Source organism: Paenibacillus sp. TSM33 (genome assembly GCF_056099025.1).
In genome coordinates this window covers 1,380,007-1,396,938 of sequence record NZ_JBLZXB010000017.1, presented here as the reverse complement: position 1 = coordinate 1,396,938, position 16,932 = coordinate 1,380,007, and the positions used below count along the sequence as shown (strand labels likewise).

Below are 16,932 nucleotides of genomic sequence, written 5' to 3'. Positions count from 1 at the left end.
AGGATTTTGCAAATCCTGAGGTATATTGACAAGTCATAAACATCATAAATGATGGATGAACAGAGGCTATAAGCCGATGTATAAAAATGGGTGGTGAACAGGAATGTCTGATTTCAATCAGCTCAAGGGACTTGAGCACACAGCATATCCCATATATGAAGGCTATGATTTGGGTCTTACTTATACGCCTGCGGGCAGCAAATTTAAGGTATGGGCACCGACTGCACAGCAGGTTCATATCGCGTTGTATACCGATGCAGGGGTGTACGATCAGGAAGGAATCGTTCAGGAGCACGGCGGTGGTCAGGAATTTCTCATGAGCCGTGATGGTCAAGGAGTATGGTCTATAGAGCTGGAAGGCGACTGGAACAGATATTATTACATGTACAGGCTGGAGTGGGCGGACCACAGCATTCATTATGCTGCCGATCCATATGCCAAAGCGGTATCAGCCAACGGGCAGCGTACGGCTATCATTGATTTGGATCGAACCAACCCGGATGGATGGGAACAGGATAAGGGCCCCGTACTTGAGCGTACGACAGATGCCATTATCTATGAGCTTCATGTGCGTGATTTTTCAATGGACCCTCATTTTAATACAGGAATAAAAGATTTATCTGCCGCTCAGGGGCGGTTTTCAGCCTTTACGTATACGGGATTAATGGATTCCGAGGGTAACAGTGTCGGACTGGATCATTTGCTGGAGCTGGGCATTACACATGTTCATTTGCTTCCAGTGGCTGACTTTCATACGGTGAATGACTTTTCGGAATTAGGAACTGAATATAACTGGGGCTATGATCCGCAGCACTATAATGTGCCGGAGGGGTCTTACTCTTCTAATCCAGCTGACCCGGAGACGCGTATACGAGAGCTGAAACGGCTGGTACAGTCTTTGCATACTGCCGGCATCGGTGTCATTATGGACGTCGTGTACAATCATACGTATTCGGTGGATAAGGGTCCATTTGAGCCTGTCGTACCAGGATATTATTATCGTACGGATGAGCAAGGGAAGCTTACCAATGGATCAGGTGTAGGTAATGAGGTGGCAACCGAACGTCCGATGGTGCGCAAGTATATCAAGGACTCACTACGCTATTGGGCAGAGGAGTATCACATAGATGGCTTCCGGTTTGATTTGATGGCGTTAATTGATACACCGACTGTAGAACAGTTGACCCGAGAGCTTCGCTCTACGGTGCGTCCCGATCTGCTGATCTATGGTGAGCCTTGGACGGGTGGGGAGTCCCCGCAGCCTTTGCTTACGTTAAAAGGAACGCAGCGGGATAAGGGCTTTGCCGTATTTAACGACAATTACCGCTCTGCCATTAAGGGAGATAGCGACGGTACAGGAAGCGGATTTGCCACGGGGGCAGAAAATCAGGAGGAGCGGATACTTCAAGGTGCTTTTGGAGCTATCTATGATTTTACAGCTCATCCATCAGAGACCGTCAATTATGTAACGGCCCACGATAATCTCAATTTGTGGGATAAAATTTTGACGGTGAGACATGTGCGGGAGAATTGTTGTTTTCCGCAGTGGGAGCAGGGGAAACCCAAAGATGGAAGGACAGCCGAACAAGCCGTAGCCGAAGCAGATCCCTATCAGGAACTGGATGAAAGTAACCTACTTGAAAACGAAACTGTACGTAAGTCTCTGTTGGCTAACGGCATGGTTCTGACATCGCAAGGTATTCCTTTTATCCATGCAGGAGATGAACTGCTGCGCTCCAAATATGGAGACCATAACAGCTACCGAAGCTCTGATGTAGTGAACGCCATCCGTTGGAATAACAAGGCGAGGTTTCGTCCTGTGTTTGATTACTACCAAGGCTTAATTGCTTTGCGGCGTAGTCATCCGGCATTCCGTATGGAGCAGCGTGAACTTGTGGAGCGGCATATGGAAGTCTTGCAAAGCAGTGGACATGTGGTCGCTTTTGCTTTGAGACACCATGCTAACGGTGATGCCTGGAATCATATTGTGGTGATTTATAACGGTTCGGATACAGAGCAGACAATATCATTGCCTGCGGAATCGGATCGTTGGCATGTGGTCGTGGATGCACACGGGGCCGGAAATGAGACCCGCTATGAAGTGGTAGGCCATCGTGTGACTGTATCGCGCTGGTCGATGATGGTGTTGTATGATCAGGCTGGACCTCCCCAAGCCTCCTTTTTGACTGAGCAAGATCAAGCTAACGAGCAAGTGGATAACGGAACGAAAGGCTTGGATGAGGGGACAAATCAAGAGATTGCAGGTACAGCAATGACAGATGCCCAGCGAGGAAACGATAGAGCAGTTATTCCGTTTCGTACGATTGAACTGATCTACGAGCGTGCAGACCGGCAATACTCTGGCTGGAATGTGTGGGTATGGGGTACCGGATACCAGGATGGACATGTTGAATTTCACGATTGGGATGATGGTCGGGCAGTAGCCCGCATTCGGGTGGCTCCTGATGTACAGCGAATTGGCTACATTGTCCGCCTGAATCACTGGGATGCCAAGGATGTGGAGGCAGATCGATATATTGAGGTAGACCCGACCCAGTCTGTGATGCAGGTATTGATTCATAGTGGCAGAGAGGAATATTTATTACTGGTTAACGATAACCGGGCGGGATAGACTTATAGGCCTGGTTGCCATATATACACGAGAAAATAGCATTTTTCGATCCTTTCGAGAAATGCTATTTTTTTATGCAAATGTGCGTCAGTTTCAGAAAAAAGGGGTAAAATAGAATTATGGACTTGTTTAGTTTTGCCAGCTTGCTGGCTTATATTCTGTAGTACGACTGGTAAACAAGCAAGATTCTTGGAGGAAAATCATTTGTAAGGTAACCTGAAGGAGGTTGTATATCATGAGTTCTAATGGAGGAAGTATTCAACTAACCGCCCAGCCGAGAACAGAGAAGAAAGGTTCGGCCATTCGTGGATTGAGGTTAAAAGGACGGATTCCAGCTGTGGTTTACGGCTCTGAGATCGAGGGAACCCCTGTACATGTCGATGCCAAGGAATTTAATAAAGTAATCAGAACCGGACGTTCAGAGGTTTTTAACCTCTCAGTAGAAGGCGGAGAAACGATTCCAGTCATTATTAAAGATTATCAACAGCGTGACAATCAATGGTTGCATGCCGACTTTTTGAAAATTTCCAAAAACAAACCGCTTCGCGTGCGTGTTTCAATTGATTATCAGGGTACACCTGTAGGTACAAAATCAGGCGGTATTCTGCAAGTTCAAGAAACAGAAGTCGAGGTTGAAGGTTTGCCTTCTGACTTGCCGTCCACCATTGAAGTGGATGTATCCGCACTGGACATTGGCGACAAGCTGAGCGCAAGCGACTTGAAGCTTCCTAAGGGCGTGACGCTGCATGTCTCTGAAGAGGAGTTGCTGGCATCCGTGATCGTTCCGCGTGCAGTCGAAGTAGAGAATGCTGCTGTGGAAGGTGATGCAGCGGCAACTGAAGGTGCTGAAGAGGCTTCCGAAAACAAGGAATCTTAATGGATTCAGCAGGCACATTAAACGTTTGCTAATTAAAGAAAATGATTAAACTGTGAATTAAAGCCGTTCCCTGTTAGAGGGGCGGTTTTTGTCTTTAAAGTACGACCATCATTCAATACGCGTTCTGATATGACGATATATATAGTATGGTATTTACATTTTTATTTTATAAATACCTAATATATCTCTAAGGAGCGCGTACACAATCATGGACAGAACGAATGAATTGTTGTGGCAAAGAAACAAATTGGTGATCATTATTTTTTGGATTATGACTTTGAGCAGCATCGTCCCGGCAATATCTAATCCCTCGATGTGGATATCTAGCGGTGTAGGATTAGTAGTCGCGGCAGTTTTGACGATTCTGAATATACAAAAGATAGGAATCCGGCTTATACCTTGGATTATTACATTTTATAGTGCATTAATATGTATATTTGTGAACTTATCTAGCGTGGAGGTAGTGACTACGATCTTTATTTGTTCATTGTTGTTACTCTACCCATCTTATCCATATTTTCTGGTAGCTATGACTTTAAATCTATGTAATATTTTTATACAAATTACGATCGGTACGCCTGCAACTCTGCCAGCTACCGGTTCTTTGCGTTATGTACATGAATTTATTATTGTAGTGCTGATTGGGGTACTATTGCTAGTGGTATCGGTGTTAAACCAAAAGCAGTTTAAGATAACGGAGGAACAAAATAAAAATATGGATTCCACAAGGCAACGTATTGAATTTCTGTTTGAGCAAGTGAGGCAAGCTGTAGCGGGATTACATAGCTTTACAGAACGATTCAGGAATCAAGTGGATGCTACAGGCATTGTGACGAATGAAGTCGCCATCGGGTTTCAGGAGGTTGCCAAAGGGGTAGAGATGCAGGCTTCGAATATCACTGAGGTCACCGATAACTTGGCTCAGTCTGACCGGCATGTGCGCGAGGTTGCCGATCATTCCCGGGAGCTGAAGCAGCTCTCTGAAGATACGAAAAATGCCGGCGGTAGAGGGAGTAGTCAACTGCTTGCATTAACGTCCCAAATTAAAGATTTGGGTCAGGTGATGAGTCGTACCAAAGAAGAATTGGATGAGTTTAAATTGCAGAGTGACAATATGTCTGCCATGCTTAAAGATATTACTCAAATTTCAAAGCAAACCAATTTGCTGTCCTTGAATGCATCCATTGAGGCCGCCAGAGCGGGAGAGCATGGAAAAGGATTTGCGATCGTGGCTGGAGAAGTGCGTAATTTGGCTGAAATGGTTGGGAACACCTCAGTGGCGATGGAGGGTATTTTGGAGCAGCTGAGAACTCAGATGGATTCTGTCGTAAGCCAATTTGACATGGGACAGGAAAGATTACAGCAAAGCATGGAGTCGGCACATTCGACCGAAATTGTACTGGAAGATATCCTGCAAAATGCCAATAAAGTATTGGTGCAGGCTGTGGAGGTAGAGTCCAGTACGAATAGTATGCAACAATTTTCGTCTCAGGTCGTTCAAGAGATGATGGAATTTTCCAGTGTGACAGAACAAGCAAGTGCAGCGTCTGAACAAATTTTGGCTGGAGTAGAAGAGCAGCAAAATATAACCTCCAATATGGTGGCGGGATTTAGTGAGCTGGAGGCATTGATTATTCAGTTGAAAGAGCTGGTCCATGATCAGAATGAGAACAACAGCTCTAGTGAAATCGGCAAAAGTAAATAACCGAAAAGCATCATCATCGGACTAGAGATCCGGGGCTTATCGCTAACAAGCGGTATCCCCGGTTTTTTACTTCTTATTGGGAAGAAGGGAAGGAATGAGGTGGGAAGTTTTAGAAGCTATAATTAGATGGAAGTTGATGGTATAATTTGTGGCAGTTTAAATGCTTTGTAACAAGGGGGAATGACCGTGATGATGGGAAAGCAAGCACCTAAATTAAAAGCTGGAGACGAGATACGCATTCTTTCGCCATCCCGAAGCTTATCTATTGTTTCTGAGGAAAATCGCCTGATTGCCCAGAATAGACTGGAAATGATTGGGTTTAAAGTGAGTTTTTCTCAGCATGTGATGGAAAACGATGACTTTGCATCTTCTTCGATAGAGTCTAGAGTAGCTGACTTGCACGAAGCTTTTGTCGATCCAAAGGTAAAGGGCATTCTGACCTCCATTGGGGGGTATAATGCCAATCAGCTTCTAGCCCATCTGGATTATGATCTGATCGGCGCTCATCCTAAACGATTATGTGGCTATTCGGATATAACGGCGTTAAGCCATGCGATTTATGCCAGAACAGGGCTTGTCACGTATGCAGGACCTCACTTTTTGACGTTCGCTATGTTGCGAGGAAATGAATATACGACGACTTATTTCCAAAGGTTAATGTTGGAAGAGGGCAGCATTCAAATCCAATCGTCGCCAGAGTGGAGTGACGATACTTGGTATCTGGATCAGGATCAAAGAAGCTTTCACCGCAATGCGGGTCCATATGCGATTCATGAAGGCGAAGCAGAGGGTACGATTGTGGGCGGAAACTTGTGTACTCTGAATTTGTTACAGGGAACCCCATACATGCCAAGTCTAAAAGGAACCATAGTGTTTGTTGAAGATGATTACGAAAGCTCGCCCGCTACATTTGACCGGGATTTGCAATCATTGTTGCACCAGCCTAGATTTGATCAGGTTAAAGGAATCATCATAGGACGATTTCAGAAGGCTTCGCATATGACAGAAGAATTACTGCGGCAAATTATTCGTTCGAAAAGAGAATTGGCATCTATTCCTGTGATTGCAGATGCCGATTTTGGTCATACCACGCCGCAGTTTACATATCCGATTGGCGGGAAGGCGCTTATTCGTGCCCGTAATGGCAGGGTGGGGATTGAAATATGTGAATAATGGGTTTTTATTTGGGAGGAACGCATGTGAACGCCTTGCTGGAAATGCTGATGCAGCTATTTGAGCGCGCAGCATTGTTGCTGATTTGTTTGTTTTTTATTACACGTATCCCCCGGTTTAAGGAAACCTTGCAGAAGAACAGTCATTCTCCGGCAGAGCTGACGTTACTAACATTGATTTTCTGTATGTTTGCCCTGTTTGGTACCTACACCGGGATTGAGGTTGAAGGCTCGCTGGTTAACGTTCGAATCATTGCAATTATGGCGGGCGGTATTTTGTTTGGACCCTGGGTTGGGATCATTACAGGTATTGTATCGGGAATCCACCGTTATCTAATTGATATCGGGGGAGTGACCTCGATTCCGTGTCTGATTACAAGTATTCTGGCAGGTGTGGTGTCAGGATATATCGGCCGCCGAGTCAATCGTTCTAAAAGATGGCTGGTCGGCATCGCTGCAGGTATGGTCTGTGAAGCGTTGACGATGCTGCTCATTCTGGTGATGGCAGAACCCCATGGACTTGGAGTGGACATCGTTTCTAAGATCGGCCTACCGATGATTATCGGAGAAGTCAGTATTGGTTTAATTGTTCTGTTGATCCAGAGTGTGGAAGGGGAAAAGGAGAATATCGCGGCCAGACAGGCCAAGCTGGCATTGGATATTGCCAACAAGACGTTGCCTTATTTTCGTTCGATTAATGCGGAATCCTTGCATACGATTTGCTCGATTATAAAAGAAGACATCAAGGCAGACGCGGTGGCGATTACGGATACCAGAGATGTACTGGCTTACGTCGGATTTGGCGAAGAGCGCTATCATATCGGGGATGAAATCATTAGCGATGTGACTAAATCGACGATCCGCAGTGGTAAAATCACGATCCGCAACCATATTGCTGACGACAAAACGCCCCAAATCCAGTCTCTGCTCATTATCCCGTTAGAGGAGCGGGGAGAAGTAACCGGAACCCTAAAGATTTACTACCGAAAAGCTTATAAAATCACGTATCCGTTGCAGACGATGGCGATTGGCTTGTCTCAGATCATTTCCACGTTAATGGAAGTGTCGCGTGTGGAGCAAATTAAGGAAGCGGCGAATAAGGCCGAGTTAAAGGCACTCCAGACGAAGATTAACCCTCATTTTCTGTTCAACGCGTTAAATGCTATTGCCTCGACGACACGCACTAAGCCGGATAAGGCACGAGAACTGATCATTAATTTGTCAGGCTATCTGCGTTACAATTTGGAGCTGAATGATGATTTGATCGAAATTCATAAGGAGCTTCAGCAGGTGTCTGATTACGTAGAAATTGAAAAAGCACGTTTCGGCAATCGGCTTCAGGTGGAGTACGTAATGGATGAGGTGTCAGTGCGGATTCCGAGCCTAATTATCCAGCCCCTGGTTGAGAATGCGATTAATCATGGAATCCTCAAGAAAAAGGGACCGGGTACAGTAACTATTTCTGTAAAGAATCGTGGCGAAAAGGTGCGTATTTCTGTAGCTGATACCGGGGTGGGTATACGGGACGATGTAGTGGATAACCTATATCGTGATCAAGTTCCGGCTAAACAGATCGGCTTGTACAATGTGCACAGAAGACTCAAGCTTATGTACGGTGAAGGAGTCATTATTCTTAAACATGATCCGGGTACCGAAGTATATTTTGACATACCAAAGGAGAAGTCATGAAGGCCATAATTGTAGAAGACGAACTTCCAGCGCGTGAAGAGCTGGAGTATCTCATTCAGACTCATAGTAGCATTGAGGTGACCGATAGTTTTGAGGATGGGCTGGATGTGTTCCGGTTTCTGCAAGATCAGGAGACGGATGCGATTTTTCTGGACATTAACATTCCTTCATTGGACGGGATGCTATTGGCACAGAATATTAGCAAATTTGCTAAAAAGCCCTATATTATTTTTACGACCGCCTATAAAGAACATGCGGCGCAGGCTTTTGAACTGGAGGCGTTCGACTACATTCTTAAGCCATATGATGAAAAACGGATCGCATCCATGCTGCATAAGCTCGAAAATGCTTATGAGCAGCGAAACGCTCAAATACAGGAAGCTGTCCAGGCTGGGCAACCCCGAGCTGCTGAAACCAGTACCGTTGCTGCTCCGGGGCGTATTAATCTGCTGAAAAATGACAAAATTATCGTAACGGATGCGAACGATATTTACTATGCGTGTGCGCAGGAAAAGGTAACTCGTGTCTTTACAAGGCACGAAGAATATACGATGCCGATGAGCATTTCGGAATTTCATGCCCGCTTGCCGCAGCAGGATTTCTTTCGCTGTCACCGATCGTATACGGTTAATCTGTCGCAAATCCGTGAAATTGTACCTTGGTTCAATCATACGTATCTCCTGCGCTTGCGTGGACTAGAAGCAGAAATTCCGGTGAGTCGCAGTAAGGCCAAGGAGTTTCGGCAAATTATGCGACTTTAAAGGCATTTCATTCCGCTGTAGGTGCATTTCATTCCTCAAACGATTTCTAGCTGACATGCAGAGTTATAATAACCGTGTAAACAGAATCCTTACAGAATTGCTCTTTCACAGGCGCAAAGCGTACTGGATTCACGGTTATCATCATAACAAATGGATGCTGTAGAGCCGGAATGAAAAGAGGAGATCAATATGAAATCAAACAGCGGAAATCGCCTGCTGGTCGTACTGGGAACGATTATTGTTCAAATGGGATTAGGTACCATTTACACATGGAGTTTATTTAATCAACCGTTGGTGGACCGCTTTGGCTGGAACCTCAGTTCGGTCGCTATTACATTTTCAATTACCAGTTTTGCACTCGCGTTTGCTACGTTATTTGCAGGCAAGCTACAGGATAAATGGGGACTCCGTCGTCTGATTTTGTGTGCAGGTATCGTGTTAGGGGCAGGGCTCATGCTCAGTTCACAGGTAACTTCGTTATCCCTGCTGTACATTTTGGCGGGTATTGTCGTAGGTTTTGCGGATGGAACGGCATATATTACATCATTGTCAAATCTGATTAAATGGTTTCCTGAGAAAAAAGGACTTATTTCCGGTGTTTCAGTTGGGGCTTACGGAACAGGCAGTCTGATATTCAAGTATATTAACGGTTCGCTGATTCAGTCTGTTGGCGTATCGCAGGCATTTTTGTATTGGGGTATAATCGTGCTGATCATGATCGTCGGTGGTTCTTTCCTGGTGAAAGAAGCAGTAGTTGTGAACAAACCTTCGGAACAAAATGGGGCTGTACAGCGGGACTATTCCGTTAAAGAAATGCTGCGCACCAAGCAGGCATACCTGCTGTTCGTCATGTTCTTTACCGCTTGTATGAGTGGTCTCTACCTGATTGGAGTGGTCAAAGATATCGGTGTACGGATGGCCGGCTTGGATGTAGCAACAGCCGCTAATGCGGTCGCTATGGTCGCTATTTTCAACACGGCGGGTCGGATTATTTTAGGTACGCTATCCGATAAGGTAGGTCGTCTGAAAGTGGTAGCAGGTGCACTTTTAACAACAGCAGTTGCAGTTACAGTACTGAGTCTGGTACCCTTGAATTTTGGTTTGTTCTTTGCCTGTGTAGCAGGAATTGCTTTTTGCTTCGGCGGCAACATTACAGTCTTTCCTGCCATCGTAGCTGATTTCTTCGGTCTGAAGAACCAAAGCAAAAACTATGGTATTGTGTATCAGGGCTTTGGCCTTGGTGCACTGGCGGGATCATGTATCGCAGCCTTGCTCGGCGGATTCATACCGACCTTTACCACAATTGCTGTGATGTGTGTTGTTTCATTCCTGATTGCCCTCACCATTCGTACTCCAGAACAAGGTAAAGGCAAACTGCGCAGCGAACGGAAGAAAAGTACCAACGGTGTGCGCAGTATGAAGCCAGGTACAAAATTAGGTTAAACGATTTGAGAAAATAGGACCAGATGAATGCCAAAAGACCTGTCATCATTTCTCTAAGGGAGATTATGGCAGGTTATTTGTTTTTCCAATAACCTGATTTACGGTATAATAAAAAGACGTGTAATAAGCCGATATATACAAAAGACATAAGCTAAGAACCTGACAGGAGGACGAGTCATGATCGTGGATACAAGCGGGAATCTGCTTGCCCGCAATACGAAGCTGCGAAATACATATCAAATTCGAAGCGCCTTGTCCCGCAGTGAGCTGGCCATCGTGTATACGGCAAGGCTGTTGGATAACCGAGAAAAGGTGATTGTAAAGGAATTTTTCCCGAATGCGCTGGCTTTGCGGGGGATGGATCGAAAAACAGTCACTTGCAGCGCTTCTATGCAATCCAAATATGTAGAGTTTATGCATTATTTCTTGCGTGAAGGGCAAATGTTGAAGGAATTAAATCATCCGGGGGTTGTCGGTTATATAGATCACTTTGAGGAAAATGGAACTGCTTATCTGGTCATGGAATACTGTGCAGGCAAGACGCTGGATCGAATGATGAAAGAAGAAGCTGTGCCAACGTCTGATCCTACTTTTTTGTACCAAACGCTGCTGCCTTTAATTGATGCCTTGGAGTATATTCATAACAAAGGAATTATTCATCGGGACATTAAGCCAGGCAATATTATGGTTGGGGAACATGGCAACATCAAGCTGATTGATTTTGGCTCTGCTGTGCATTTTGAAGGCAAGGAGCATCCGATCTTCACCACGGCAGGTTATTCTCCGCTGGAATTTTATTCTAACCGTTCGCGACAGGGACCTGTATCGGATATTTATAGCTTGGCCGCAACGCTGTATTATTGCCAAAAAGGATCACCCCCACCGGATGTACCGGGCAGATTATTTGCAGATCGGACCGAACGGATTCGGATCGAAAATGCAGGGATTTCACTACTGCCGTACGTAATTCGGCGTGGCTTGGAGGTACAGGCTAACAAGCGTTGCCGCTCACTTCGATGGTTTAAAGCCGCACTACGTGCGGAATATTGGATAAAAAAAGGGAAGCGCCCTACTCTTACGGTTCGTTAATCGTAAGAGACGGTGCTTCTCTTTTTTTATTCCGACGGGCGTTATCCTGTCGGAGCTTGAATATGGTCGGTGTACACTGAAGTGTTCGGCTTAATCGCCTTGTACCGCAGCTCAATTTCAGTGACGCCGTCCTCAAACGTGATGTACAGTTTGTCACCATACGCCATGACCGCTTTTTTGTTACGGGTCAATCTGATTTTTCCATGCTGCAGGGCGCAACGTGTATCATGTTTCACGATCAGAGTCCCTTTTTTACCCGCGGAAAATAGGATTCGTTCCGCTTCTGACAACGGTTCGTGAACGTCAAGCGTACGGAATAGCTCCTGCAAGCTGACCTTATGACCCGGAAAGGAGGTAAGTGGCCAAGATTTTACCGGAATCTCCTGCCCACTCGCTGTAGCGAGAAAATATCCTTCGATTCTTCCAGCAAACTGCGGCTTCGGTCGCAAGAACCAATACAGAAGAGCAGCTATCACAATGCTGATGGCTACCGTCCATTTAATGGCTGTATACCGGGATTGGACTGAAACGGTCAGTGTAGCGCTGCTGGATGCACCTTCTGGGTCGGTAGCGGTAATCTTTAGCTTCGTGTCACCTGTGTGAAGCTCGGATAGCAGCAGATCATTACCGTTAATCTCGGCATTAATCGTATCCTCAGAAGCTCCTGAATCCAGCTTAAAGTTCAGCTTGTCATGATTGGGATCAACAATAAAATCCGATAAACTTTGACGGGAATCACCGTCTTCTTTTACCAGGCGTATCGTCAGGTCCTTTAAAACTTGTGGTGCTGCATTGGTGGCGTGAACCTTATGTACAATTCCCTTACGGTACCACTGCGGACTGTCCAGAGATAGCTGCCATGTATAGTCACCCGTTTGTGGGAACGCATATTCGGTATGAAAGGCTCCTGACTTATAGGTCATAGGCACCTTTTTAGCTGTACCGTCTTTTACAGGGGTAACTATAATATGGGCTTGGAGAGATGTATATACAGCCTCATCGGTAAGTTTTTGGCCATCCGGTAACAGGAGCTGAGCTTGAAACGGTGTCGCTTGTCCCTTCAGCAATTGCATAGGCTTGTCGTCATGAGTTGCTGTTGCTTGCGTTCCCCCTATAGTAGCTTCAGCCTCCAGTCGATAGCTGCCAAGTAAATTGATTTTAACCAAATCTCCGCGTATACCCCGTAATTTCAACTTCACTTTACCTGCTTGTGGATGCTCAATTTTCAAAATCGCATATCGGCTCGACTTGTACCTGCGGACATTTTCTGAATTGGAGTATAGCTGGGTTTCCAGCAGAGGATGCTCCGACAAAAGCACCAGATTGGCTTCCTCCATACTAGAGTCCGGTAGAGCCACCGTTAATTCTTGCATCTCGCCAGTGGTCGTAATTGCAGCAACTGGAACGAGCTTGGAGCGAATTTGACTGGCAAAAATACGATTCAGAATTTCCGGCAGATCCTCAGCACTACTCGTAATAAAAGAAGCTCCTCCCGTTTGAGAAGCGATCCGTTCGAGTTCTTGCCGGTTTACCGTGCCGTCATGGTTCAGGCCAATCGTATACACCGGGTATCCCTTGGTCTGTGCAGATTTGATGACAGAGGATACATCATTATTCGAGTCACCCTTGGAACGAGAACCAGAAGAGGCACCAAAATCAGTTTCCCCATCTGACAATAAAATCATAAAAGGCTGCCGTCCTTGGGATGCCCCGGCGGCTAGCAGTTCTGAGCCTTTACGCAACCCAAGTCCCAAATCTGTATAGCCAGAACGGTTCAACATTCTGATTTCCTGCTGAATCTGCGATTTTTGCGCTGCCACGCCAATTGAGGTCAATGGTTTTGAGGCAACAACGTGATGGTTGTAGGCAACAAAACCTACGCGCGTACGATCTGCATCACTCAAGTCCATAAACATACTGATGACTTCGGCGGCAATGCCCTCGGGGTCCGTGTCTCTCATGGAATAGCTGGTATCCAGTACAAAAACAGCATCGTAACCCTCGATCGAAGCAGTCCCCAAAGATGCTGCATTAGCCTGATTTACAGTGCAAATGACCCCGTTTAGGCCCATTCGAAAAAATAGTACAAAAGTCATGAAAATGATAATTCCTAGTTTCCTTATTCTGAACATAAGCTCCTCCATCGGCGAGACCAATGTGGGTGTGCCAACTCTCCTAATCCTTGGGATATAAGGGATAAAGGATCAAAACAGATGAAAACAATCACATTAGCCATGAATTTGATACTTTTACGCTTATCAGAAATATCCAATGAACTTCTATCGGTAATTGGATTGCATTTGTGAATATTTCCCTGAAGAAACAGGTCTAACATATCATAAAAATTACGTATTCACGCATAAAATGAGTCAAAATGCCCTGTTTCAATCTGAGACTACAGAAATTGACAAAACTAAAGAGTGCTTTGTATGATAGCTCTCGTATCAACGGCAAAAATTGGGATTGAAGTTAGGAATACGAAATCATAAATTTGAAATTTCTGTGTTATATGACTTTTGATTTTGAATTTTATCTCATTTGAATGCTTTGCCGTTAAAAGCCGAATAGCGCTTCGGATCGATTTTCGAGGTTATATGCCTGTACCGTAAATGTGGTATAAGCTCAATCCTTTGACAAATTTAAATGTTAAGTAGGGGGGGGAGGCAAATGAACTAAAAATGATTATTCGTCCGTTTCAAATTGGACATCCCATGTCCGGATATGGAGCAATGGACCTATAACTCATAATTTATTCATTTGCCGACAGCGATGGAAATCATTTATCAAACCAACCGGACAATGCTTTTTGAAGAGATTAACCCGGAAAAGCTGGACCTGATCACCATTGTAGGTGATGTGAAGGGTATCGACAGCTTGAGCGATGAGAAGATCAAGGAAATTAATCAGCACCTGCTGGTGCGCAGCTTTGATGAATTTTTGGATAAGTTTTCACCGACCGTGTATTCATTTTTTAACGCGGCCAATCAAAAGGTCGTCTACACCCTTAAAAAGCCTGAGGGAATTGATGAAGACAGCATTTCTGAAATTCGTATCAATCAAAGCAATGATTTTCTGAAAATGTTGTTTACGCTCATTGATACTAAGCGCAGTCAAGGAATCACCAATGTAGATTTCAAGTTTGAAAATCTGCTGGATATGATTTCACCGAAAAAGGTTATGGATGATATTCGTCAAGTCCGCAAAGAAATTCACTATATGTACGGTGAATACGACAAGCTGGATGATGGAGATCCGAAGAAACTCGACATGGGTGACAAGCTGAATGCCATGTTTGAGGAAGCGAGCCAGAACTATAACAACGTTATGGCTATGCTGCCACTGGCCATTGAGGACATCAAAACCCGTCTTCTGCTCGGTGGCGCCCAAGAGGAAAACGCCGGTGAGTTGATCCAGGTGGGTATGCTCTCCATTGGGGAAAGCGGCGAACTGAAAATTATTGAAGCGCCGAAGAGCGAAAGTACTGAGCTGATGCTGTTGGATGAGAACAGCACTGGCGATCTCTCCCAAGTATTCGAAGAAGATTATAACTCTATCACAGATACGCCATCTGATTATGTGAAGGACTTGGTGGTTCGCACGTTTGTGCCACTTCCAGCTGTTCAGACCAAGGTTGACACAGCGGTTGAAGTTCAGAACTACAACACGTATCTGGAGTTCTATAAAAATGCCAAGGATGATTTCGTAAAGGCAGTTAAGCCGCTGGTAGAAAAAATCCTCGGTGTCAAAATGTTCTTCGACCAATATGCGACGAAGAGCAAAGGGATGCTGCCGACAATGCTGGTGGCGAATAACAAGCTGGACATGCTGGTGAAAAGCAGCAATATCCCGCGTCTGGAAACGTACCTGAACACCGTGAATGCCAAAAATGAATTCAGCGACACCATCTGGTTCGGGATCGTTCCATCGATCGAGCTGGAAGCAGCCGGTAAGGTAAAGGTTTCTCGTGAACGCTTTAAGGGCAACGAGAAGGTCGTAAAGCAGGGCGGAAATTCAATGGAATCGCTTTCGATGCTGCTGCAAGTCGTGAAGGATTACAAAATTCAAATGTTCTTTAACTTTGAATCCGGTGAAGAGACGACCTTCAACAGTATGGCGACAGCAGGCATCGACAAATATGTCGATAAATGCGCCAGTCTTGTGCGTAGAGAATATAGCGAATTTGCGATTCCTTGTGTACCGAACTTTACCATTATTCCCAAGGATAAATCGGGTGTCATTATTGATAGCAAGATGCTACAGACCGAAGATGGTGTGCAGCTCTCCAAGGAGAAAGAAGATATTCTCAAGCTGTGGATCGAGGGCGTATATGTGGGCGCTGCCTATGTGGCCGCTGGTTTGGTCGCTGCCTATCAGTGTCCTGAATACCTGCGTGAAACATTCAAGACAGTAAATAAAAACTTCCCTGGTGTACGCTTTGACATCGAAGCGGGAGACAACAGTCTGCGCACGGTAACGACGATGGCCAAGGAAATCACCGGTTTCACCAACACGATCAAGGATGCCATCAACCGTAAAAACTTCGGCTTTGTATTCTCATCCGAGAATGCACAGATTCAGGATAAGGATATCCGCCGGATTACTGTCTACAAGGCAAGAAGCATGGCGATGTCCGAGGACGGCTTTGACTCCATCTACAAAACGCTGGTCAGCACGTACATTGAACGTATTTTGCGCTACCAAACAGGAGACTTCAAGCACGAAAATATCGTCCGCTTCTTTAGTAACAATCCGAGCAGCCAGAAGAGCAAGTGGCTGAGCAGCAGAGGTTCTGTGAACTCAATCATTCAGGACGGAGACGATATGAGCTTCATTATTGACGAGAAAAGCAATATGTGCCATATCGATCTGGTCTTCAATGGCAATGTGAAGAACCTGGAAGTCATGATCACTAAGGGAACCAGCTCGGTCAAATCATGATCCGAGCACTACGAAAGATGGTAGAGGCGTTTCTATCCAGAACCGCCTTTATACATAAATCGCGGAGAAGCACTGCTTCTTCCGCCATCATTTTACCTAATATCAAGGAGGCAACACACATGGGATTCAGATTGAAAGTAGAAGGACAAGAAACAATCGAGCTGGGCTTGGATAACATCCAAACGGTTATTTATGACACCGATACACCGGACGATTCCAATGCACGCTCCACTGACGTAGGCTCCACGCTGCGTATCAGCGGTAAAATCATCACAGCAGTAGACGGTGACAGCGCGGATGACACGCTGAAACTGGCTTTGTGGTCTCTGGTTCCTGCTGAAAAAGCAGACAGCTACCGTAAAGTAACACTGGAAGTTATCGCAGCAGATCAAGTGGTGCGTAAAATCTACTTCCCGAATGCTTTCGTTGTAGACTACAACGAGCACTTCGGTGACACAGAAGGTGTAGGTGCGTTTACACTCTACATCAAACAAAAGAAAGACAAAACCGAGCTGGCTACTATCGACGGCGGATATCCGGTTTAAGCTTGACGTCTTAACGTTAAGCGCAGCTTAAACACACACTCACCCGGCGCATACGTGAAGGGTGGATAAATATTAAGAGGC

At 45.4% G+C, this 16,932-nt stretch carries 11 protein-coding genes; 10 read left to right on the top strand and 1 reads right to left on the bottom strand.

The annotated features are described in order from the left end of the window. The first annotated feature begins 103 nt into the window (after positions 1–103). The 8 genes from pulA (at position 104) to ACN6NF_RS18110 (ending at position 11,368) form a co-directional block, all read left to right on the top strand. Positions 104–2,632, top strand: coding sequence for a type I pullulanase (gene pulA, locus ACN6NF_RS18145; protein ID WP_474318911.1), 2,529 nt, complete (start codon positions 104–106; stop codon positions 2,630–2,632). A gap of 235 nt (positions 2,633–2,867) precedes the next feature. Further along, positions 2,868–3,509, top strand: a complete 642-nt coding sequence (locus ACN6NF_RS18140) for a 50S ribosomal protein L25 (protein WP_474318909.1) — start codon at positions 2,868–2,870, stop codon at positions 3,507–3,509. A 208-nt stretch (positions 3,510–3,717) separates the two neighbouring features. Beyond that, entirely contained in the window at positions 3,718–5,214 is a 1,497-nt protein-coding gene (locus tag ACN6NF_RS18135; protein WP_474318908.1) for a methyl-accepting chemotaxis protein, read from the top strand. A 186-nt stretch (positions 5,215–5,400) separates the two neighbouring features. Then, positions 5,401–6,387 (top strand): S66 family peptidase, encoded by a 987-nt coding sequence (locus ACN6NF_RS18130; RefSeq protein ID WP_474318907.1) that lies wholly within the window; start codon positions 5,401–5,403, stop codon positions 6,385–6,387. Positions 6,388–6,413: 26 nt separating this feature from the next. Then, positions 6,414–8,075 carry a LytS/YhcK type 5TM receptor domain-containing protein gene (locus tag ACN6NF_RS18125; protein WP_474318906.1) on the top strand — a complete coding sequence of 554 codons (1,662 nt, stop codon included), beginning with the start codon at positions 6,414–6,416 and terminating at the stop codon, positions 8,073–8,075. Beyond that, a complete protein-coding gene (locus ACN6NF_RS18120; RefSeq protein ID WP_474318905.1) occupies positions 8,072–8,836 on the top strand; it encodes a LytR/AlgR family response regulator transcription factor in 765 nt (254 codons plus the stop codon). Before ACN6NF_RS18125 ends, ACN6NF_RS18120 begins: the two co-directional genes overlap by 4 nt. Before the next feature lie 189 nt (positions 8,837–9,025). Beyond that, the gene (locus ACN6NF_RS18115; RefSeq protein WP_474318904.1) at positions 9,026–10,279 is read left to right on the top strand and encodes an L-lactate MFS transporter; all 1,254 of its coding nucleotides are present in this window, start codon (positions 9,026–9,028) and stop codon (positions 10,277–10,279) included. Between the two features lie 177 nt (positions 10,280–10,456). Beyond that, positions 10,457–11,368: a serine/threonine protein kinase gene (locus ACN6NF_RS18110; RefSeq protein WP_016818667.1), complete on the top strand. Its 912-nt coding sequence runs from the start codon at positions 10,457–10,459 to the stop codon at positions 11,366–11,368. Between the two features lie 41 nt (positions 11,369–11,409). Here the strand turns inward: ACN6NF_RS18110 and ACN6NF_RS18105 are convergent, their stop codons facing one another. Further along, positions 11,410–13,500 carry a vWA domain-containing protein gene (locus ACN6NF_RS18105; protein WP_474318902.1) on the bottom strand — a complete coding sequence of 697 codons (2,091 nt, stop codon included), beginning with the start codon at positions 13,498–13,500 and terminating at the stop codon, positions 11,410–11,412. A gap of 637 nt (positions 13,501–14,137) precedes the next feature. On the opposite strand from ACN6NF_RS18105, the gene ACN6NF_RS18100 reads away from it, so the two are divergent. Both ACN6NF_RS18100 and ACN6NF_RS18095 read left to right on the top strand, forming a co-directional pair. Next, positions 14,138–16,306, top strand: a complete 2,169-nt coding sequence (locus tag ACN6NF_RS18100; protein ID WP_063212089.1) for a hypothetical protein — start codon at positions 14,138–14,140, stop codon at positions 16,304–16,306. 119 nt (positions 16,307–16,425) lie between these two features. Continuing rightward, positions 16,426–16,851, top strand: coding sequence for a hypothetical protein (locus tag ACN6NF_RS18095; RefSeq protein ID WP_007431573.1), 426 nt, complete (start codon positions 16,426–16,428; stop codon positions 16,849–16,851). Positions 16,852–16,932: the final 81 nt, after the last annotated feature.